Below are 18,620 nucleotides of genomic sequence, written 5' to 3'. Positions count from 1 at the left end.
TGCTGATGCTCCGTGAATTGGGCAAAGGAACGCGTGCGCGCGGATGCCGCGCGGCACGCAGGTGGCGGTCATTGCTCGCCGATGCGCCGGATCAGCGGAATCGCGGCGGCGAGTGTGCGGATCTCTTCAGGGTCGAGCTTGTCGATCGCGGCGCCGAGCCACTTGTGCTTCGCGGTGTCGCGCTTGCGCCGTGCTTCGCGGCCGGCCGCGGTCAGCAGGAATAGGATCTGGCGGCCGTCGGTCGGGTGCGGCTCGCGTTCGACCAGCCCGTCTTCCTCGAGGCTCGCGAGAATCGCCTTCATCGACTGCGGCTTCATCGCCTCGGCGCGGGCGAGGTCGGCGGTCGTCATCGGGCCCTGTCGTTCGAGCCGCGCGAGCGCGCTCGTCTGCGACATGCCGAGCCCTTCGGAGTCGATCTCGGAGCGCAGCCGGCGGATCAGCTGGCCGACCGCGAGGGTCAGGTCGGTGGCGACGGTGTCGGCGGAAACGCCGGGTGTGCGGGGTGGTGTCATGTGACGGAGCATAGAATACGACAGCTAAACTTGCAAGTTTAGCTGTCGAATTGAGCGGGGAGGAGTGCGGTGCGTGGGCGCGATCGGGCAGGGGAAGCGGCGAGCGTCGGTGCGGCAGCGGCCGGTCGGATGAACGAGCGGGCGAGCAGCGCAGCCGGGCGCTACGCCCGGCGCGGCGACGGAACAGGGACTGGCACGACGTCGTGGTACTTCGGCGAAGCATCCTCATGCAACAAGTCGCCGAGATATTGCGAGAGTTCATCCGCGGCGAGCGCGGACGGAATCTGCAGATTGGCCGGCCGCCGCTTGCCTTCGGCGCCGAGATCGAACACGGCCCAGCGGCCGTTCGAGCGCACGACGCTGAGCAGGCGCCCGAATGCGTTGAAACGGTATTCGTCCTGCATGGCGCCGCTCCTTCGTGAATGAGCGCGCCGGCCGCGCGCGCCGTGCTTACTGGATCGAGCAGCTCAGCCAGCGATGGATCTTCACCGCATCGCTCGACACGCCGGCGCGCGTCGGTGCGCCGAGCAGCACGATCGTTTCGCGGCGGCCTTTCACGCGCATGCGCATCACGACGCCGTGCCCCGATTCGTTGATGAAGCCGGTTTTCTGCAGGCGGATCGGCAGGCTGCCGTTGCGCACGAGCGGATCGGAGTTCACGTACACCAGTTCGCCGTCGCCGGCCTGCACGGTGGTCGACGTGTCCGTCGAGAAGTAGCGTATCAGCGGATCCTGCGCGGCCGCGCCGACGAGCCGCGCGAGATCCTCGGCGGTGGACACGTTGTGCGGCGACAACCCAGTCGGTTCGCGGAAGTGCGTTTGACGCATCCCGAGCCGGCGCGCCTCGCGGTTCATCGCCTTCACGAACGCGGCGCGGCCGCCCGGATAGTCGCGGCTCAGCGCGGCGGCCGCCCGATTTTCCGACGACATCAGCGCGATATGGAACATCTGGCGGCGCGACAGTTCGGCGCCGATCGGCAGCCGCGAACCGGTGAACTTGATCGTGTCGCGGTCGCGTGAGGTGACGCGCAGCACGCCGTTCAGCGGCCGGTCCGCGTCGCGCGCGACCACGGCGGTCATCAGCTTCGAGATCGACGCGATCGGCCGCACGGCGCGTGCGTTGCGGGCCAGCAGCGGCGTGCCGGAGTCGACGTCGAGCACGTAGGCCGCGCGTGAGTGCAGCGAGCGCACCGCGCGCGAGCTGTAGCCGCAGCTCGCGAGCAGGCGCGGCTTCGCGGCGGGACGCGGACGCACCGCGTTCGTGCGTTTCGCGCGCCGGTGCTGCGGCGCGGGTGCGGCGTGACGCTTGACCGCGTGATGCTTGACGCGCGGGCGGCGGTGCTTGACGGCTTTGTGCTTGCGGTGGGCGGGGGCCTTCTTGACGACTTTTGCATGCGCATGCGGCGCCGCGGTGCGATGCGGCTGCGCGCGCTGCGCGGACGCGTTCGTTGCGAACGCGAGTGTCAGGAACGAGAGGGCGAGGATCAGGAAGGTCCGGGCGCGAGGCAGGCGCGCGATGAGGCCGGTCAAGCGAAAGTCTCCTTTTCACGCGCGTTGCGGCGGCGCGAAATGCGTGGGCAGGTGAGCGGGTGCGGGAAATTATAAGGTCGATCGTGCGGCGATGACGATCGATGTGCACGCAATGATGCGTAATGCGGGCGGATTCCTGCTGTTTTTTTGCGGGTGATCGAAGATACGCGTCCGGCGCAATGCGCGCGACGAGCAGGCTCAGCGCTCAGCGCGGCCAGTTCCGCCGCGACACGACCGCGAAGCTGATCGCGATCGAACCCGTGACGGCGCGCGGCGGCGTGTCGTCCAGCGCATCGCCGAAGCGAAAGCGGCGGCTGCGTCCATCGACACGTGCGGCACGACGCTCGGGCGCCGGCGCATCGGGCTCGACACGGCTTTCGTCGGCGACCGCGGTGTCGCACGAGATATCGGTCGGGCATTCGGCCGCATGATCAACGGACATAAAGTGAATTCCAGAAGAGGGCATGCCCGTATTGAACGTCACGCCGTTCGATCAGTAAAATGAATGTTTCGATCGATACGATTCCTTTAAAGAATGGAATTGAAACTGCTGCGCACCTTCCTGACGGTTACCGAGCTCAGCCATTTCAGCCGCGCGGCCGACGCACTGCACATGAGCCAGCCGGCGCTGAGCAAGCAGATCGGCGCGCTCGAGGCGAGCCTCGGCGGCAAGCTGTTCGAGCGCGGCCGGCACGGCGCGGAACTGACGCCGTTCGGCGAACGCTTCCTGCCCGATGCGCAGGCGCTCGTGCGCGATGCCGACGAAATCCTCGCGCGTGCGCGGGAGGCGACCAGCGGACAACGCGGGCATCTGCGGCTCGGCATCTGCCTGTCCGTGCTGACGCTCGTGCCGAAACTCGTCGCGGAATTTCGTCGCCGCAATCCGGGTATCGCGGTCACGTTGAGCGACCTGTCGTCGTCCGAGCAAACCCGCCGGCTGCGCGCCGGCAAGCTCGATGCCGGCTTTCTGCGTTTGCCGTCCGATGAAGGGCTGTCGTCGTTCAAGGTGATCGACGAGGCGCTCGCGCTCGCGGTGCCGCCGCATCTCGGCTTCAAGCGCGTGCCGGCCGATCTCGACGTGCTCAACGAGATCGGCTTCATCGCGCTGCAGCGCGCGCGCGGCCCGGGGCTCGCCGCGCAGATCGACCGGTGGTGCGTCGAGCGGCGCTTCGTGCCGCAGGTCACGCAGCAGGCGGAGGACGTGCAATCGGTGCTCACGTCGGTCGCGGCCGGCGTGGGCGTCGCGTTCATTCCGTCGGGCGCGCAGTACCTGCTGCGCGATGCAACCGTCCTGCCGCTCGACGGCAGGGACGCGAAATGGCGCGTCGGGCTTGCGTGGCTGTCCGAGCGCGACGATCCGGTGACCACGCGTTTCGTGTCGTTCATGCGCGCGGCGATCAAGCGCGCGTGACGGCGGCGTATAGTGCTCGCGACGGCATCCTTCCTGCATTCCGGCCCGGCGCCGGCTCACGAATCCGAACCGATGACTTCAGAATCCGACGACGCCCCGCTCGATCCCGCACTCGTCGCGACGCTCGCGGCGCTGCACGAAGCCGCGACCGATCCGTCCGGCAAGACCTGGTCGCTGCCGAAGATCGCGAAGCGCACGCAATTGCCGATGAGTACGCTGCGTCGCGTGCTGACGCAACTCGACGCCGCCGGCCTGAGCGCGACGACACTGAGCGACGACGGCACCGGCAGTGCCGCATTGACCGAAGAGGGGCGCGCCGTGTGCGCGCAGCTGTTCGGCGCGAACGACGTCGAATGAAAAAACGGACCGCCCGAAGGCGGTCCGTCGCATGACGGTTCGACATGCGGCATCGGCCGCATCACCGCGGTATCACCACCGCACCGTCAACCCGCCCATCACGGAGTGACGGTAGGTCTGGTCGTTCAGTCCGTGCCGGTAGCCGATGTCGAGATCGAGCCACGGCTTCGGCGAATAGATCGCACCCGCGATCACGAACGCCGGATTCGCGCCGGCGCCGCTTTCCGCGTTGCGCGACGTGCCGATGTCCGCCACGATCTGCAGCGTGTCGGTCGCCTTGTAGATCGCCGCGCCCGAGAAGGCCCAGATCGCAGTCAGGTCGCCCTGACGATTCGGCTGGTACGTCATTCCGGCGTTCGCGAGAAACGAGAGCCGCGACACGTCGATTTGCGCGAGCAGCGTCGCGCCGGTTCCGACGCGGCCGGTGCCGAGCCCGCGCCGGTCGTTGCCTGTGGGCATCGTCGCCATCGGCTTCAGCGCGAGCGACAGCGGCCCGCGTTCGACAAACCGCCACTTCATGCCGATCTCGACATCGCCGAACCCGGCGCCGTTCTCGTCGGTACGCGTTTGCAGATGCGTGTACGGCGCGTTGACGTAGAGATCGACGCGTTCGCCGAAGCCGCGCGTGAGCGTCGCGTTCCACATCTGGTGGCGGCCGTTTTCGTCCTGTTTCGAGGTTTCCTCGGCATTGAGCTCGAACTGCCAGTTCGCGTTGCCCTGGGTACCCGGGTCGTCGCTGACGAGCGGGTGGGCGGCAAAGGCGTCGAGTGGCGCGAGCAGGGCGCTCGCGGCCGCGAGCGGGAGCATTCTTTTCATCACGTCATCCTTGGTGCGTCGCCGGCGGCCGGCCCCGCGCGGGCCGGCACGCCGTCGTCCGGAGGAAATCAGAACCACTGCTTGTAGCGACGCACATAGATCGTCTTGACGATCTGCGCGAGCAGGATGTAGCCGACCATCGTCGCCGCGAGCCACAGCCAGTAGGTACCCGGCAGGTGCATGAAGCCGAGCGAATCCGCGAACGGCGAAAACGGCAGCCAGCAGCCGATGGCGATCGCGGTGAACGTCGACAGCAGCACCGGCAGTGCGGCCGTGCTCTGCAGGAACGGGATCTTCTGCGTGCGCAGCAGATGCACGACGAGCGTCTGCGACACCAGGCTCTCGATGAACCAGCCCGAATTCATCACGACCTGGCCGCCCGTGCCGCCGTGCAGGTGATACATCGCGCCCGCGCCGAACACGGTCCACATCAGGATGTACGTCGTGATGTCGAACACCGACGACGTCGGGCCAACCCACAGCATGAAGCGGCCGATATTGCCGGCTTCCCACTTGCGCGGCTTCTTCAGGAACTCCGGATCCATCCGGTCCCACGGCAGCAGCATCTGCGACGTGTCGTAGATCAGGTTCAGCACCAGCAGCTGGGTCGCGAGCATCGGCTCCCACGGCAGGAACGCGCTGGCGACGAGCACCGAGAACACGTTGCCGAAGTTCGAGCTGGCCGTCATGTTCAGGTACTTCAGGATGTTGCCGAACGTCTCGCGGCCCTTGATCACGCCTTCCTCGAGCACCATCAGGCTCTTTTCGAGCAGGATGATGTCGGCGGTTTCCTTCGCGATGTCGGCGCCGCTGTCGACCGAAATGCCGACGTCGGCGTCGCGCAGCGCGGGGGCGTCGTTGATGCCGTCGCCGAGGAAGCCGACCGTGTGGCCGTTCGCCTGCAGTGCCTTCACGATGCGCGCCTTCTGCAGCGGCGTGAGCTTTGCGAACACCGTCGTGCGTTCGACGACCTGCGCGAGCGTCGCGTCGTCGAGCGCCTCGATTTCGGCGCCGAGCACCGGCTTGCCCGGCTGGAGGCCGACCTGGCGGCAGACCTTCATCGTGACGGTCGGGTTGTCGCCCGTCAGCACCTTCACCGACACACCGTTCTCGCGCAGCGCGGCGAGCGCCGGCGCTGCCGATTCTTTCGGCGGATCGAGGAAGGTCAGGAAGCCGCGCACGACGAGGTCACGCTCGTCGGCGGTGCGGTACTGCTCGCGTTCGTCGCCGCGCGGAATCATGCGCGTCGCGAGCACCAGCACGCGGAAGCCGTCCTCGTTGTACGCGTTAGCCTGTTCGAGCAGCCGCTTGCGCGCGACGAAGTCGAGCGGTCGCACGCCGTCCTCGTCCTGCACATGGGTCGACACCGCGAGCATTTCCTCGACCGCGCCCTTGCAGATCAGCTGGTGCGTGCCGTGCGTGTCCTCGACGACGACCGACAGGCGGCGGCGCACGAAATCGAACGGCAGCTCGTCGATCTTCTTGTAGCCTTGCGGCTTCACGCGCTCGCCGATCTCGTCGGCGCGTGCGACCACGGCGATGTCGATCAGGTTCTTCTGGCCGCTCTGATGGAAGCTGTTCAGCCAGCCGAGCCGCAGGATGTCCTCGTTCTTGTGGCCGGACAGGTCGAGATGGTGTTCGAGGATGATCTTGTCCTGCGTGAGCGTGCCTGTCTTGTCGGTACACAGCACGTCCATCGCGCCGAAGTTCTGCACGGAGTTCAGCCGCTTCACGACGACCTTGCGGCGCGCCATCGCGATTGCGCCGCGCGCGAGGTTCGCGCTGACGATCATCGGCAGCATCTCGGGCGTGAGGCCGACGGCCACCGCGAGCGCGAACGTGAGCGCGCTCAGCCAGTCGCCCTTGGTCAGGCCGTTGATCATGAACACGATCGGCACCATCACGAACATGAACTTGATCAGCAGCCAGCTCACGCTCGCGACGCCGCGATCGAAGCTCGTCTCGATGCGCTTGTGGCTCACGACGTTGCGCGCGAGCGAACCGAAGTAGGTGTCCTCGCCGGTCGCGACGACGACGGCCGTCGCGGTGCCGCTTACCACGTTGGTGCCCATGAAGCACACATTTTCGAGATCGAGCAGCGACGTCGACGCGTCGTTCGCCGCGCCCGGCGTGCCGGCCATGCCCGCCATGCCCATGTGCGCCGACTTGCCGGCGACCGCGCCGAGCGTGTCGTACTTCTCGACCGGCAGCGCTTCGCCGGTCAGCACGGCCTGGCTGATGAACAGGTCGCGCGACGCGAGCAGGCGCACGTCGGCCGGAATCATGTCGCCGGCCGACAGGTGCACGATGTCGCCGACCACCACTTCGCGCATCGGCACCTCGCGGCGCGCGGGCTCGGACGTGTCGGTGACCGCGCGCTGCACGGTCGCCGTCGTGCGGACCATCGCCTTGAGCTTTTCGGCCGCACGCAGCGAACGGAATTCCTGCACGAAGCGCAGCAGCGCGCTGATCGTGACCATCGTCAGCAGGATCGTCATGCCGACGTAGTCGCGCTCGCCGGGCGCCGCGAAGTAGATATCGGTGCAGAAGCTGATCGCGGCCAGCACCAGCAGCACATAGACGAACGGATTGTGGAACGCGTGCAGCAGCTGGCGGGTCCAGTGCGGTGGCTTGTCGTGCGCGATTTCGTTCGGACCGTGGTGCTGAAGACGATCGGCGGCCTGGTCGTAGGTCAGGCCGCGCGTGCTGGTGCGCAGCGACTTGAAGGTTTCTTCGAGCGGGCGGGCCGCTTCCTGCGCGGCGCGCATGACGCGCGGCTCGTTCTGCTGGCCGGGGCCGGCATTGATGAAGCCGCGCTGTTTCTTTTGCGTGGGTTTGCGTTGTGTCATGAGTCGCTCCTTGCGCACGAGGCGGCGGGCGGGGAGCGACCGTGACGTTATCGACGCACGAGCGCTCCCCGCCGCGTCGCGTCAGGCGCGATCGGGTGTGGATCGGTGAAGGGGGGAACGCTCGCCGGCGCGCGCAGTGTTGCGGTCGGAGGATCGATGCGCAGCGGCGCACCGGCGAGCGATAATCGACTACTGTCGTCCGGGTTCATCTGCACTCCTGTCGGTTGCGGGTAGCGGGCACGGGCGATCGGCAGCCGCGCACGCACGAAGGCGCGCGGCGCAATGGCACGCGAACGAAAACGCGCGCAGCTCGGGCTGCACGCAGCACGAACACACGCGCGGCAGCGTACGTGACGCGGCGCGGGCATTCGGCGATATCGAAAAAATTCGGCGGGGGATTCTGGCCGGTAATCAGGCCGGAAGGACGCCGCATCCTGCTTCCCGGGATGCGGCAGAAGACGAGGCTCTGCGCGGTTTCCTCAGGCAGCAGTCAAGTTGGTCGAGGACCAACTACAACTCGCATCGGTGTTCACAGAACACTCCATGTAATCAGACGGGGCGATGGTAATGGCTCGTCGTGCGAAGCGTCAACCTTTTTTCCGCCCTTTATTTTCCGGCAATTCTTGCAGAACGTTAGCGCGACTTAACGCGACGAGATCGGCTCCGCACATGAAAAAACCGCGCGCATGCAATGCATGCGCGCGGTCGCGTCGACGCAGCGTGCGGCTTACTGGATGGCAGCCATGACGGCGGCGCCTGCATCGGCGATGCCGGCGCCCGCCGGCAGCGCGGTGCACGACGTGCTGGCCGGCAGCATCGCCGCACGCGCACCGCCTTGCAGCTTCTGCTGGATCTGCGCGGGCGTGAGGTTGCCGTTCATCGACAACATCAGCCCGACGATGCCCGATACCTGCGGCGTCGCGAGACTCGTGCCGCTCGCGGTGCCGTACGTGTCCGCGCCCGGCGTCGTCGTGCCGCCGTTGGCCGTCGACAGGATGCTGACGCCCGGTGCGCTCAGCGCGACGTCGGAACCGAAGTTGCTGAACGAGGCGCGGCGGCCGGTCGCGTCCGTCGCGCCGACGCTGATCACGCCGCGGCAGTTCGCGGGCTGGTCGAACGCGGTCGACAGGCCGTCGTTGCCGGCGGCGACGACGACGGTCACGCCCTTCGCGTTCACGTCGTCGATTGCCTGCTGGAACGTCGCGCTGCACGCGCCGACACCGCCCAGGCTCAGGTTGATGACCTTCGCGGGATTCGGGTTGGTCGCCACGCCTGCGACCGGAATGCCGGCCGCCCAGCGCATCGCGTCGGCGATGTCGCTCGTCTTGCCGCCGCACTTGCCGAGCACGCGCACCGGCAGGATCCGGCCGAGCCACGACACGCCGGCGACGCCGATACCGTTGTTGGCGTTCGCGCCGATCACGCCCATCACGCGTGTGCCGTGCCAGCTGCTGGTGCTCGGTTCGCTTGCGCAGTGATAGTACGGGCCGTTGACATCGTCGAGTTCCTGTTGCGTGACCCAGTCGCCCGGATCGGTCGCATCGGTGCCGCGCGTCTGGCCGTTGTTGCTCGTGTTGATGTTCGAGATGAAGTTGTAGCCGGGCAGCAGGTTGCCGATGAGGTCGGGGTGCGGCCGGTAGCCGGTGTCGAGCACGGCCGTGACGACCGTCGGCGAACCCTTGGTGCGCGTCCACGCGGGCGGCGTGTTGATGCCGACGCTCGCATCGGACAGATACCACTGCTGGCTGTATGAGGGGTCGCTCGGCGTGTCGCGGATTCGCATCGGGTGATCCGGTTCCGCGTAGTCGACGTCGCCGTCGGCCGCGAATGCCTGTGCGAGCGCCGCGGCGTCGCCGGACGCGATACGCTGGCCGATCGACAGCACGGCCGCGCCATCCGACAGCGTCCGCTCGACCTGCACGTTCAGCGATGCCTGCGACGCCGTCACGGCGGCATACGCACGGGCGGCGCCCGTCGCCGTCGGCGCCGACCAGCGCGTGACCGAGCGCTGGATCACCGCGTCGAGCCGCGTGCCGGTGTCGACGGCCGCCATCGCGCGCGTCGCCGTCAGCGTCTTCAGCTTCACGATCAGGTGATCGACCGGCGGCTCGGCCGGTGCGGTGGTCTGGGCGGCCATCTGCGCGGCGGCCTGCTGCGTCGTGCACGCGTTGCCCCCGCTGGGGGCGGGCGGGGTCGTCGGAGGTGCGGGAGTCGGCGTCGGAGCGGGCGACGGCGCGGGGGCCGGCGCTTCATTGGACGAAGACGGTTTGCTGCCGTCGCCGCCACCGCCGCCGCAGCCGGCGAGGGGAAGCAGGGCCGCGGCGGAGAGCATGCCGGCAAGCATGCGCGCGTGAGCGGAGCGGGCCAGCGCGATATTGAAACGTGTGGCTCTCATGGTGAAGCGATCCTCGTAGATAACCGTCGTGCCGGCGGTCGTGCCTGGTCCGGAGGAACACCGGACAATGTCGTTTTTGTCTGACGTCTGCCGCGAGGTTGCTGCGACGCGCCATGGATTGGGTAACGGCTACTGCGGGCGCTTCTTGAGTCGTTGTAGGAGAAAAAATGAGATAACCGCAAACGATTGCGATGTTGCGTTGCAGCAATATTGCGGGTCGGATGGCCATAAGCCGGCAGGCAGGACGCGACCGAATGCCGCCTGCCGGGCGCGAGACGGGATTCACACGCGTTTGCGCGCCACGGAAAATGGGGCTGCCGCGCAGGCAAGCTCCTTACGCTTTCCCTGATGCGACGCGAATTTTGTCGGGCGTACGATCGCGATTCGATCAACGTTTCGTCAGGAGAAAAGCATGGATCGCCGCTTCCGTTGGCTGGCCGTCGCGCTGACCTGCGCACTGGCAGGCACCGCACACGCGCAGGCGCTCACCGGCACGCTGAAGAAGATCAAGGACACGGGCATCGTGTCGCTGGGTATCCGCGAATCGTCGGTGCCGTTCTCGTATTCGGACAACCAGCAGAAGAACATCGGCTACTCGCGCGACATCGCGGCGCGCATCATCGACGCGCTCAAGGCGGAGCTGAAGGCGCCGAACCTGACGGTGAAGGAAATCCCGATCACGTCGCAGAACCGGATTCCGCTGCTGCAGAACGGCACGATCGACTTCGAGTGCGGGTCGACGACCAACACGCTGGAGCGGCAGAAGCAGGCCGCGTTCTCGAACAGCATCTTCTTGTACGGGATCCGCTTCAGCACGCGCAAGGATTCGGGCGTGAAGGACTTCGCGGACCTGGCCGGCAAGACGGTCGCGACGACGGCCGGCACGTCGGACGAGCGCCTGCTGCGCAAGCTCAACGAGGAGAAGGGGATGAACATGACGATCATCAGCGCGAAGGACCACGCCGAAGCGTTCATGAACGTCACGACGGGGCGCGCGGTCGCGTTCGTGATGGACGAGCCTCTGCTGTACGGCGAGATCGCGAAGGACCGCAACCCGGGCGCGTACACGGTGGCGGGCACGCCGCTCGTCCATGAAAACTACGCCTGCATGATGCGCAAGGACGATCCTGCGTTCAAGCACGTGGTCGACGGCGTGATCGCGAAGCTGCAGACTTCCGGCGCGGCCGAGAAGCTCTACGACCAGTGGTTCATGCAGCCGATTCCGCCGAAGGGCGTGAGCCTCAACTATCCGCTGTCGGCGGAGATGAAGCAGCTGTTCAGGAATCCGACGGATCAGGCGCAGTACTGAGCAGGATGTCGAGTTAGCGTGCGGGCCGACACGTAGCGTGCTCGGCCCTGCACGATCGAATCTGTCCGGCCTGCGGGTCGGCGTCGCGGCGCGCATCCTGCGGCCGTAGTGGGGTCCGTGCGCATCGCGCCGGATGCTGAAACCCGTCCTCTGATCCCTCGCCGCACGCGTCGCGCGTGTCGTGCCGCATTTCAAAGGGCCTCGATCCGGGGCCCGTCTCCACCGGTTTTTCCCTCCTTACCGCAATGCATGCTCGTGCCGACGCGTGGTGCGCGTGTGCGTGCCGACTCCCGTCCGGTGATGTCGTCTGCCGCGTAAACCCGAATTCAGATTTCAATTTGAACTGGTCAGAATCGGCCGAAATTGTTCAACAATTTTCGGCGGAAAATCCCGGAAAGCCGCATACGGCGGCCCGCGGGAGGCGTTGCGACGTTTCAGCGCGGGAGCCGAATAACCCAGGAGCTTCGCCATGTCCGCTCGTTTCCCGCTTCGACGTTTCCTCCGCGGCGCGCTCGTGCCGCTTGCGTTCGTGTGCTCGCTCGCGGCCGCGGCTCCGCTGCAGACGGTGCGGCCCGGCACCTTGCTGGTGGGCTCCGACCTCACGTATCCGCCTTACGCGTACCTCGAAGCCGGCAAGCCCGCCGGCTTCGACGCCGAGTTCGCGCGGCTGCTCGCGCGTCACCTGAAGCTGGAGCCGGTGTTCCTCGACACGCGGTTTCCGGACCTGATCCTCGGCATGAAGGCGCGCCGCTTCGACGTCGTCGCGTCCGCGCTGTACGTGACGCCCGATCGCGTGAAGCAGGTCGATTTCGTGCCGTACCTGAAGACGGGCGCATCGCTGCTCGTCGCGAAGGGCAGCGCGTTCCTGCCGAAGACGCCGCAGGACCTGTGCGGCAAGCGGGTCGGCTCGATCAAGGGTGCGTCGTGGACGCCGAAGCTGCGTGCGGTGTCGCAGGACACGTGCAAGGCGGCCGGGCGCGGCGAGATCGCGATCCTCGAGTTTCCGACGTCGCCGGAAGCGACGTCGGCGCTGATGTCGAAGGCGGTCGATGTCCAGATCGAGGACGCGGCCGTCGCGCAGGGGATTCCGAAACAGACGAACGGGCGTGTCGACATCAGTTCGACGACGCTGTTGTATCCGATCGTCATCGGCCTCGGCATGACGAAGGGCGATAGCGGCCTGCAGGGTGCGCTCGAGCGCGCATTGAACGATGCGAAGCGCAGCGGCGAGTACGGCAGCCTCGTGAAGAAATACGGGTTGCAGGAGCCGACGGCCGCCGACGTCGCCAATGCGCTCAGTACTACGAAGTAGCCCGTAGCCAGCATGTAGCAAGCACGACCCGACCACCGCGCGCACCGCGCGGCCGCATCTCCATCAGCGGTTGAGGAGTCATCGATGCAGTTCGATTGGCACTATGCGTTTCAGCTCTTGTGGGACAAGGATTTCTGGCGCGCCTGCGTCGTGGTCGTCGAACTCAGCGTCGTGGCATGGCTGCTCGGCGTGTTGCTCGGGTTTCCGGTGGCGCTCGCGAGACAGTCGCACCGGCCGCTGCTGAAGCGGGCGGCGGCCGTCTACATCTGGTTCTTCCGCAGCCTGCCGCTGCTCGTGCTGCTGGTCTTCATCTACAACCTGCCGCAGGTCTTTCCCGCAACCAGCGCGGTGCTGTCCGATCCGTTCACGGCCGGCCTGATCGCGATGGTGCTGAGCGAGACAGCGTATTTCGCGGAAATCCATCGCGGCGGGATCCTGTCGGTGCCGCGCGGGCAGCTCGAGGCCGGCCGCGCGCTGGGCATCCGCTTCGCCGGCATCCAGCGGTTGATCGTGATGCCGCAGGCGATCCGCATCGCGCTGCCCGCGCTCGCGAACGAGTTCATCACGATCGTGAAGCTCACGTCGCTGGTGTCGGTGATTTCGCTGGCCGAGATTCTGCTCGTCGGACAGCGGCTGTACACGCAGAACTTCCTCGTGTTCGAAACGATGCTGGCCGTCGCGTTCTACTACGTGTTGATCGTGACCGTGTTCAGCCGGCTGCTCGGCTATCTCGAGCGGCACCTCGACGTCAGTCGGCGCACGCCCGTCCAGGCCGACGAGATCGATCTCGCGCTGCCGCCGTCGGCGCCGGCCGTCGCGCCGAGGCAGCGGGCGAACGCCGAATTCGCGCTTCGCCTGAAAGGCGTGCAGCAGCGCTACGGCCGCAACGAAGTGTTGAAGGATATCCATCTCGATGTCGTGCCCGGGCAGGTCGTGTCGATCATCGGCCCGTCCGGCTCGGGCAAGACGTCGCTGATCCGCACGATCAACGGGCTCGCACCGGTGAACGCGGGCGAGATCGACCTGTACGGCGAGCCGTTCATCCGCGCGTCGGGCTCGCATCCGCCGCGCGTGTCGCACGAGTGCATCCTCGATATCGGCATGGTGTTCCAGAGCTTCAACCTGTTCCCGCACCGCACCGCGCTGCAAAACGTGATGATGGCGCCGTGCTATCACCGGCAGGCCGATGCGGCGGCGATCCGGCTGCAGGCGCTGTCGCTGCTCTCGAAGGTCGGGATGCTCGAACATGCGAACAAGTATCCGCACCAGCTTTCCGGCGGCCAGCAGCAGCGTGTGGCCATCGCGCGCGCACTCGCGACGCGGCCGTCGATCATGCTGTTCGACGAGCCGACGTCGGCGCTCGATCCCGAACTCGTCGGCGAAGTGCTGAAGGTCGTCGAGACGCTGGCGAAGGAAGGGATGACGATGATCATCGTGACGCACGAAATGAACTTCGCGTTCAAGGTCTCCGACCGGATCGTGTTCATGGAGAGCGGGCGCATCCTGTACGACGTGCCGCCGGAGCGGATTCGCGGCAGCGGCGACGCGCGCGTGAACGATTTTCTGAAACACGTTCACATCGCATGACGAACGATTGGACCGGAGCACGAATGGACCCGACGGGCTTTCGGCTGGGCGACTCGAACGCACGCTCGTGTGCGGAGCGGCTGAGTGCGTGTCTCGCACGTGCCGATGCGTATCCCGGCGACGTCGGAACCGCGTGGCTCGCGCGGCGCGACGCCGCGGCGCTTGCCGACGCGCGTGCATGGGATGCAGTGCTGCGCGGCGGTGCGGTCGATGCGCCGCTGGCCGGCGCCGTGCTGACGGTGAAGGCCTGTTTCGATTGCGAAGGCTGGGTCACGCATGCGGGCTCGCGTGTGCTGGCCGATGAGCCGCCGGCACGCACCGACGCCGCGATGGTGTCGATGCTGCGCCGGGCCGGCGCGGTGCTGGTCGCGCAGACGGCGATGACCGAGTTCGCGTACGGCGCGCTCGGCGTGAATCGTGCATACGGTACGCCGACGACACCGCTCGATACGCGGCGCGAGCGGGTGGCCGGCGGATCGAGTTCGGGCGCGGCGGTGTCGGTGGCGCTCGGCGCGGCCGACCTGTCGCTGGGTTCCGATACGAGCGGGTCGGCGCGCATTCCGGCCGCATTCTGCGGGGTGACCGGCTTCAAGCCGTCGCGTGGGCGCTATGCGAGCGACGGCATGCAGCTCCTGTCGACGAGCTTCGACGTGCCGGGCCTGCTGGCTGCGACGGTCGGGCTTTGCCGGCAGGCCGACGTTGCGTTGCATGGCCGCGATGCGCGGCGGCGACGACCGGCGACGATCCGCGATCTGCAGTTCGTCGTGCCCGAACCATTCGCCACCGACGACGTGGATCCGGTCGTCGGACGCGCATTCGACGCGTGGCTGTCGCGACTGTCCGCGCACGGCGCGCGCATCCGGCGCAAGCGGCTCGATTGCGTGGCCGAGGCCGGCGCGGTCGCCCGCGCGGGCGGCATCATCGCGGCCGAGGCGTTCATGCTGCATCGTGCGCGGCTGGCGACGGCGGCCGACCGTTACGATCCGCTGGTCGGCGCGCGCATTGCCGCGGGCGAGCAGGTGCGCGCGCACGATTATGCGGCGGCGCTGCTGCGTCTGGCTGCACTGGCCGACACCTACCACGCCGAACTCGGCGACGCGGATGCGGTGCTGACGCCGACGGTGCCGATGCTGCCGCCGCGCGTGGCCGAGCTGGCCGACGAAGCCGCGTACCTCGAGCAGAACGCGCGTACGTTCCGGCTGACCGAGTTCGCGAACCGGCTCGACCTGCCGAGCATCAGCGTGCCGGGCGACCTGCGCAACCGGCAACCCGTCGGCTTGCTGATCACCGGGCGTCGACACGAAGACGCCCGGCTGCTCGATGTCGCGGCCATGGTCGAGCGCGCGCTGACCGATTCCACATGACAGGTTTCCCGCGGCAGGGCTCGCCTTGCCATTTTCGCCATCACTCGTTACTAATCAGAGGTGCTTATGATCGTCGTGAAATCGGCCGATATCGCCAATACCGAACGCCACGCGCGCGGCCCGGGCTGGGACAGCAAGCGCATGATCGTGAAGCAGGACGGCGTCGGCTACTCCGTCCACGAGACGCGTGTTCATGAAGGCGCGGAACTGCATCTGCACTACAAGAATCACTTCGAGACCAATTACTGCGTGGCCGGGGAAGGGGAAGTCGTCGATACAGCCACCGGCGACGTGCACCGGATCACGCCCGGGACGATCTATGCGCTGAACCTGAACGATCCGCATATCCTGCGCGCGACGCGCGGCGACCTGCATCTCGTATGCGTGTTCAACCCGCCGTTGACGGGGCTCGAGACACATCGGGAAGACGGCAGTTACGCGCTGCCGACGGAACAGCAAGCCTGACGGCGCGTGCCGTTGGCCGTTGCGCGCCGCATCTTGTGGCGCAATGGCGGCACGGTGTTCGGATTCAGGCCGCCTCGCGGTGGCTGCGCTTGATCGCGTCGACGAGCATCCGCTCGGAATCGTCGAGATAGCGCGCGAGGGTGGTAACGGCTTCGCTGCGACGGTTCTGCGTGAGCAGGTCGTAGATCTGGTATTCGCGCTGGATCCAGTCGGGCGTTTGCACGCGCTTTTCGTCGGGATCGGCGGCGAAGACGAGGCGCAGCTGTGCCGAGATGGTCCGGAAGAACTCGTCGAGCAGCGCCGACTTCTGCAGCGCGACGATGTGCTGGTGGAATCGCAGGCTGTGCGTGCCGACGGCCTGCCAGTTTTCCTTGGCGAGCTCGCGTTCGGCCGCGCGAATGGCGCTCTGCATTTTCTCGAGCAGTGCAGGCTGCGCGAGTTCCGCCGTGTTCAACGCATGCAGTTCGAGCGTGCGGCGCGCGACGTAGAGATCGCGCACGTCCTGGCGATTCAGCGTGCGCACGACCACGCCCTTGTGCCGCACGAACGTGACGAGCCCTTCACGGCCGAGCTGATGCAGGACTTCGCGAAGCGAGTTGCGCGACGTGTCGTATTCGGCCGCGAGGTCCATCTCGATCAGCGCGGTGCCGGGCGGCAGCTTGCCGCTGATGATGTGTTCGCGCAGTTGATGGCTGATCCGGTCGGCGACCGACTGTCCTCGCGCTTTTTCGCTTGCCATTCGTTTCGTTCTCTCCTCTCCTGATCGTGCGCCGCCGGCGTGGCCGGCCGGCGGCGTTTCGCCATTCTACGGGCTATGGGCGTCGTTACGCCGTCTTGTCGTGCTGCCAATCCGCGTGCGGCGGCTGCATCCCGTGCAGGCCGCGGTACGGCGCGACGGGCGGCGACGCCCAGCCTTCGAGCAGGCTCGGGTCGAGCCGGTACACCTCGACGCCGAGCGGCCGGCACACGTCGATCGGGTCGCGTGCGTCGGGCCCCCACATCGGGACGGACAGATCGCCGCCCGGACACGTCGACATCGCGCACAGCACGTCGATTTCCGCGAAGAACTCGAGGTAGTCGCCCGGCTGCGCGGGGCAGGCCTTCATGAAGTACTTGTCGTCGTCGTTCAGGCCCGTGCACTGGAATACGTTGAGCACGTCGTGCACGTCGAATTCGGTCAGCCCGTACGGCGCGACTGCGCGCACGAGGTTCGAATGACAGTGGAAATGAAAATCCTCGCCGGTCAGCAGCTTGTTCACGTACGGGTCGCAGCGCGTGCCGAGCAGGTCGTGCACGCGGCCGCCGTCGCCGTCGATGCCGTAGCCGGCGAGTGTGTCGTCGGTGATCGTGGCCATCGGCCGGAGGTACGGCAAGGTCGACCAGAGCCGGTCGAACGTCGTCACGTGCGCGGCCTGCAACTGGCGCGTGCGCGATGCCCACATGCGTTCGCGCGGATTGTGCAGGTTCCACATGTTGAAGTCGGCGACTTGCGGGCCTTCGAGCGTGACGATCCGGAACACGTGACCGGCCGGCACCGTCCACGCGAAGCCGCTGCGGATCGGCACGACGTGCGACGCGATCCGTTCCCGCGCGTCGTGACGTCGGGCGATCGTGGAATAAAAGGCTTTGTCGACATTCAGGATGGAACCCTTGGTGACCTGGTAGGCGGCGGGATAGTTCGACATGACGCGGTACTCTCGGGGAAGGTTGTCAGGTGCAGCGATCCGGCCGTAGCCCTTTGTGGTGGCCGCTCACGCGTCAATGTTCATGCTGGATTGTTCAACAATATATTGGCGCTTCGCGGAGTATAGGGTGTAGGCGGGGAGGTGTGTCAATCGGTGGAAAGCACCGAGTGTCGGGGGAGGCGGCGCGATCGCGGCGGCGCGGGCAAACATCTGGCGCCGCAAATGAAAAAACCGCCGGCACATGCCGGCGGTTTCGGTTTTCGGCCCGGTCGCTGGCGCGACCGAACCAGGCGTCAGGCCTTGATTTCCGGCCCGCGCGTGGCCGGGCGGGCCGGTGCCGACGGGGCCGGCGCGAGCGCCCGCGTGGACGGTTGCGCCGGCACGATCACGACGACCGGTTCCGGCATGGCCCACATCGGCATCGCGAACCCGACTGGTTGCGGCATCGGCATCGCGAGCGCGTTGGCGAGCGCGACGTGCTGCAGCGCCATCATCTGCTGCTGCATGGCGACCATCTGCGCCTGGGCCGCCTGCATCTGATACTGCGCGACCTGCATCTGCCGCAACGCGGCCGCGGGCGGCATGCTGCCCGACGACGACGTCTGCATCTCGAAGCTCGCACCGCCATGCGGGCTGTGCCAGCTCCACGTGCGGACCTGCATCGGGCCGACGGCTGTCTGGACGACGCGCGTATCGGTTTTCACGGGCACGGCCTGCCCATTGACATTGACGAACATCGGTTGTGCTGCCGGAGCGGCGTCGGCCTGCCCGGCCATGGCGAGCACGGGCATCAACGCCAGCGTGCCCGCCGCCATATACGAACGGAATCGCATGTTCGGATCTCCATCAAACGAGACTGATCGAATCAACAATGCACGAATCGTGCGGCTCACGGACTGAGCCACGAAGGACTATGCGAGCGCCGGCTTAAATCTGGCTTAAAACCGGGGCGGGACCGCGGAGCGAGGCTGGGGGGGGTGCTCGGGCGATTCGCTGACGCCCGTCAACAGCCCGTTTTGCGCGTTTCG

General features: G+C 66.9%; 19 protein-coding genes. 7 read left to right on the top strand and 12 right to left on the bottom strand.

The window, feature by feature from the left end:
* Window positions 1-68: 68 nt before the first annotated feature.
* From BAMB_RS20065 to BAMB_RS20050, 4 genes are all read right to left on the bottom strand, one after another.
* On the bottom strand, window positions 69-524 hold the full coding sequence (locus BAMB_RS20065) for a MarR family winged helix-turn-helix transcriptional regulator (RefSeq protein WP_011659000.1): 456 nt from the start codon (window positions 522-524) through the stop codon (window positions 69-71).
* 149 nt (window positions 525-673) lie between these two features.
* A complete protein-coding gene (locus BAMB_RS20060; RefSeq protein ID WP_011658999.1) occupies window positions 674-916 on the bottom strand; it encodes a DUF7661 family protein in 243 nt (80 codons plus the stop codon).
* 46 nt (window positions 917-962) lie between these two features.
* Entirely contained in the window at window positions 963-2,042 is a 1,080-nt protein-coding gene (locus tag BAMB_RS20055; protein ID WP_011658998.1) for a serine hydrolase, read from the bottom strand.
* A gap of 205 nt (window positions 2,043-2,247) precedes the next feature.
* On the bottom strand, window positions 2,248-2,484 hold the full coding sequence (locus BAMB_RS20050) for a hypothetical protein (protein ID WP_082089654.1): 237 nt from the start codon (window positions 2,482-2,484) through the stop codon (window positions 2,248-2,250).
* A gap of 93 nt (window positions 2,485-2,577) precedes the next feature.
* Here BAMB_RS20050 and BAMB_RS20045 point away from each other — a divergent pair, with 93 nt between their 5' ends.
* Window positions 2,578-3,453, top strand: a complete 876-nt coding sequence (locus BAMB_RS20045) for a LysR family transcriptional regulator (RefSeq protein ID WP_011658996.1) — start codon at window positions 2,578-2,580, stop codon at window positions 3,451-3,453.
* A gap of 72 nt (window positions 3,454-3,525) precedes the next feature.
* Window positions 3,526-3,810 carry a hypothetical protein gene (locus BAMB_RS20040; protein WP_011658995.1) on the top strand — a complete coding sequence of 95 codons (285 nt, stop codon included), beginning with the start codon at window positions 3,526-3,528 and terminating at the stop codon, window positions 3,808-3,810.
* Window positions 3,811-3,882: 72 nt separating this feature from the next.
* On the opposite strand, the gene BAMB_RS20035 is transcribed toward BAMB_RS20040, so the two are convergent.
* From BAMB_RS20035 to BAMB_RS20025, 4 genes are all read right to left on the bottom strand, one after another.
* Window positions 3,883-4,626, bottom strand: a complete 744-nt coding sequence (locus BAMB_RS20035) for a transporter (protein ID WP_011658994.1) — start codon at window positions 4,624-4,626, stop codon at window positions 3,883-3,885.
* 68 nt (window positions 4,627-4,694) lie between these two features.
* On the bottom strand, window positions 4,695-7,475 hold the full coding sequence (gene mgtA / locus BAMB_RS20030) for a magnesium-translocating P-type ATPase (protein WP_011658993.1): 2,781 nt from the start codon (window positions 7,473-7,475) through the stop codon (window positions 4,695-4,697).
* Window positions 7,476-7,522: 47 nt separating this feature from the next.
* Window positions 7,523-7,684, bottom strand: coding sequence for a hypothetical protein (locus BAMB_RS35945; protein WP_175705935.1), 162 nt, complete (start codon window positions 7,682-7,684; stop codon window positions 7,523-7,525).
* 518 nt (window positions 7,685-8,202) lie between these two features.
* The gene (locus tag BAMB_RS20025) at window positions 8,203-9,870 is read right to left on the bottom strand and encodes a S8 family peptidase (RefSeq protein ID WP_011658992.1); all 1,668 of its coding nucleotides are present in this window, start codon (window positions 9,868-9,870) and stop codon (window positions 8,203-8,205) included.
* Window positions 9,871-10,282: 412 nt separating this feature from the next.
* On the opposite strand from BAMB_RS20025, the gene BAMB_RS20020 reads away from it, so the two are divergent.
* The gene (locus BAMB_RS20020) at window positions 10,283-11,179 is read left to right on the top strand and encodes a glutamate/aspartate ABC transporter substrate-binding protein (protein ID WP_011658991.1); all 897 of its coding nucleotides are present in this window, start codon (window positions 10,283-10,285) and stop codon (window positions 11,177-11,179) included.
* 333 nt (window positions 11,180-11,512) lie between these two features.
* On the opposite strand, the gene BAMB_RS35420 is transcribed toward BAMB_RS20020, so the two are convergent.
* Window positions 11,513-11,650 (bottom strand): hypothetical protein, encoded by a 138-nt coding sequence (locus tag BAMB_RS35420; RefSeq protein ID WP_158380540.1) that lies wholly within the window; start codon window positions 11,648-11,650, stop codon window positions 11,513-11,515.
* Here BAMB_RS35420 and BAMB_RS20015 point away from each other — a divergent pair.
* The 4 genes from BAMB_RS20015 (at window position 11,649) to BAMB_RS20000 (ending at window position 15,907) form a co-directional block, all read left to right on the top strand.
* On the top strand, window positions 11,649-12,491 hold the full coding sequence (locus tag BAMB_RS20015) for an ABC transporter substrate-binding protein (protein ID WP_011658990.1): 843 nt from the start codon (window positions 11,649-11,651) through the stop codon (window positions 12,489-12,491). The two genes, BAMB_RS35420 and BAMB_RS20015, sit on opposite strands and share 2 nt — an antisense overlap.
* 84 nt (window positions 12,492-12,575) lie before the next feature.
* Window positions 12,576-14,078 carry an amino acid ABC transporter permease/ATP-binding protein gene (locus BAMB_RS20010; protein ID WP_011658989.1) on the top strand — a complete coding sequence of 501 codons (1,503 nt, stop codon included), beginning with the start codon at window positions 12,576-12,578 and terminating at the stop codon, window positions 14,076-14,078.
* A 23-nt stretch (window positions 14,079-14,101) separates the two neighbouring features.
* Entirely contained in the window at window positions 14,102-15,442 is a 1,341-nt protein-coding gene (locus tag BAMB_RS20005) for an amidase family protein (protein ID WP_011658988.1), read from the top strand.
* 66 nt (window positions 15,443-15,508) lie between these two features.
* Window positions 15,509-15,907 carry an ectoine synthase gene (locus tag BAMB_RS20000; protein WP_006756328.1) on the top strand — a complete coding sequence of 133 codons (399 nt, stop codon included), beginning with the start codon at window positions 15,509-15,511 and terminating at the stop codon, window positions 15,905-15,907.
* A 64-nt stretch (window positions 15,908-15,971) separates the two neighbouring features.
* On the opposite strand, the gene BAMB_RS19995 is transcribed toward BAMB_RS20000, so the two are convergent.
* From BAMB_RS19995 to BAMB_RS19985, 3 genes are all read right to left on the bottom strand, one after another.
* The gene (locus BAMB_RS19995) at window positions 15,972-16,646 is read right to left on the bottom strand and encodes a GntR family transcriptional regulator (RefSeq protein ID WP_011658987.1); all 675 of its coding nucleotides are present in this window, start codon (window positions 16,644-16,646) and stop codon (window positions 15,972-15,974) included.
* An 85-nt stretch (window positions 16,647-16,731) separates the two neighbouring features.
* On the bottom strand, window positions 16,732-17,592 hold the full coding sequence (locus BAMB_RS19990; protein ID WP_011658986.1) for an urea carboxylase-associated family protein: 861 nt from the start codon (window positions 17,590-17,592) through the stop codon (window positions 16,732-16,734).
* 293 nt (window positions 17,593-17,885) lie between these two features.
* Complete coding sequence (locus tag BAMB_RS19985; protein WP_011658985.1) at window positions 17,886-18,425, bottom strand: hypothetical protein; 540 nt, start codon at window positions 18,423-18,425, stop codon at window positions 17,886-17,888.
* Window positions 18,426-18,620: the final 195 nt, after the last annotated feature.

It is taken from the genome of Burkholderia ambifaria AMMD (genome assembly GCF_000203915.1).
Taxonomy (GTDB): Bacteria; Pseudomonadota; Gammaproteobacteria; order Burkholderiales; family Burkholderiaceae; genus Burkholderia; species Burkholderia ambifaria.
The sequence above is the reverse complement of the archived record's forward strand: the minus strand, read 5'-3'. Positions and strand labels throughout refer to the sequence as shown.

Coding starts and splice junctions, on each gene's coding strand:
- BAMB_RS20065 (WP_011659000.1), bottom strand. CDS start 524: ATGCTCCGTCACATGACACCACCCCGCACACCCGGCGTTTCCGCCGAC.
- BAMB_RS20060 (WP_011658999.1), bottom strand. CDS start 916: ATGCAGGACGAATACCGTTTCAACGCATTCGGGCGCCTGCTCAGCGTC.
- BAMB_RS20050 (WP_082089654.1), bottom strand. CDS start 2,484: ATGTCCGTTGATCATGCGGCCGAATGCCCGACCGATATCTCGTGCGAC.
- BAMB_RS20045 (WP_011658996.1), top strand. CDS start 2,578: ATGGAATTGAAACTGCTGCGCACCTTCCTGACGGTTACCGAGCTCAGC.
- BAMB_RS20040 (WP_011658995.1), top strand. CDS start 3,526: ATGACTTCAGAATCCGACGACGCCCCGCTCGATCCCGCACTCGTCGCG.
- BAMB_RS20035 (WP_011658994.1), bottom strand. CDS start 4,626: ATGAAAAGAATGCTCCCGCTCGCGGCCGCGAGCGCCCTGCTCGCGCCA.
- mgtA (WP_011658993.1), bottom strand. CDS start 7,475: ATGACACAACGCAAACCCACGCAAAAGAAACAGCGCGGCTTCATCAAT.
- BAMB_RS35945 (WP_175705935.1), bottom strand. CDS start 7,684: ATGAACCCGGACGACAGTAGTCGATTATCGCTCGCCGGTGCGCCGCTG.
- BAMB_RS20025 (WP_011658992.1), bottom strand. CDS start 9,870: ATGAGAGCCACACGTTTCAATATCGCGCTGGCCCGCTCCGCTCACGCG.
- BAMB_RS20020 (WP_011658991.1), top strand. CDS start 10,283: ATGGATCGCCGCTTCCGTTGGCTGGCCGTCGCGCTGACCTGCGCACTG.
- BAMB_RS20015 (WP_011658990.1), top strand. CDS start 11,649: ATGTCCGCTCGTTTCCCGCTTCGACGTTTCCTCCGCGGCGCGCTCGTG.
- BAMB_RS35420 (WP_158380540.1), bottom strand. CDS start 11,650: ATGGCGAAGCTCCTGGGTTATTCGGCTCCCGCGCTGAAACGTCGCAAC.
- BAMB_RS20010 (WP_011658989.1), top strand. CDS start 12,576: ATGCAGTTCGATTGGCACTATGCGTTTCAGCTCTTGTGGGACAAGGAT.
- BAMB_RS20005 (WP_011658988.1), top strand. CDS start 14,102: ATGGACCCGACGGGCTTTCGGCTGGGCGACTCGAACGCACGCTCGTGT.
- BAMB_RS20000 (WP_006756328.1), top strand. CDS start 15,509: ATGATCGTCGTGAAATCGGCCGATATCGCCAATACCGAACGCCACGCG.
- BAMB_RS19995 (WP_011658987.1), bottom strand. CDS start 16,646: ATGGCAAGCGAAAAAGCGCGAGGACAGTCGGTCGCCGACCGGATCAGC.
- BAMB_RS19990 (WP_011658986.1), bottom strand. CDS start 17,592: ATGTCGAACTATCCCGCCGCCTACCAGGTCACCAAGGGTTCCATCCTG.
- BAMB_RS19985 (WP_011658985.1), bottom strand. CDS start 18,425: ATGCGATTCCGTTCGTATATGGCGGCGGGCACGCTGGCGTTGATGCCC.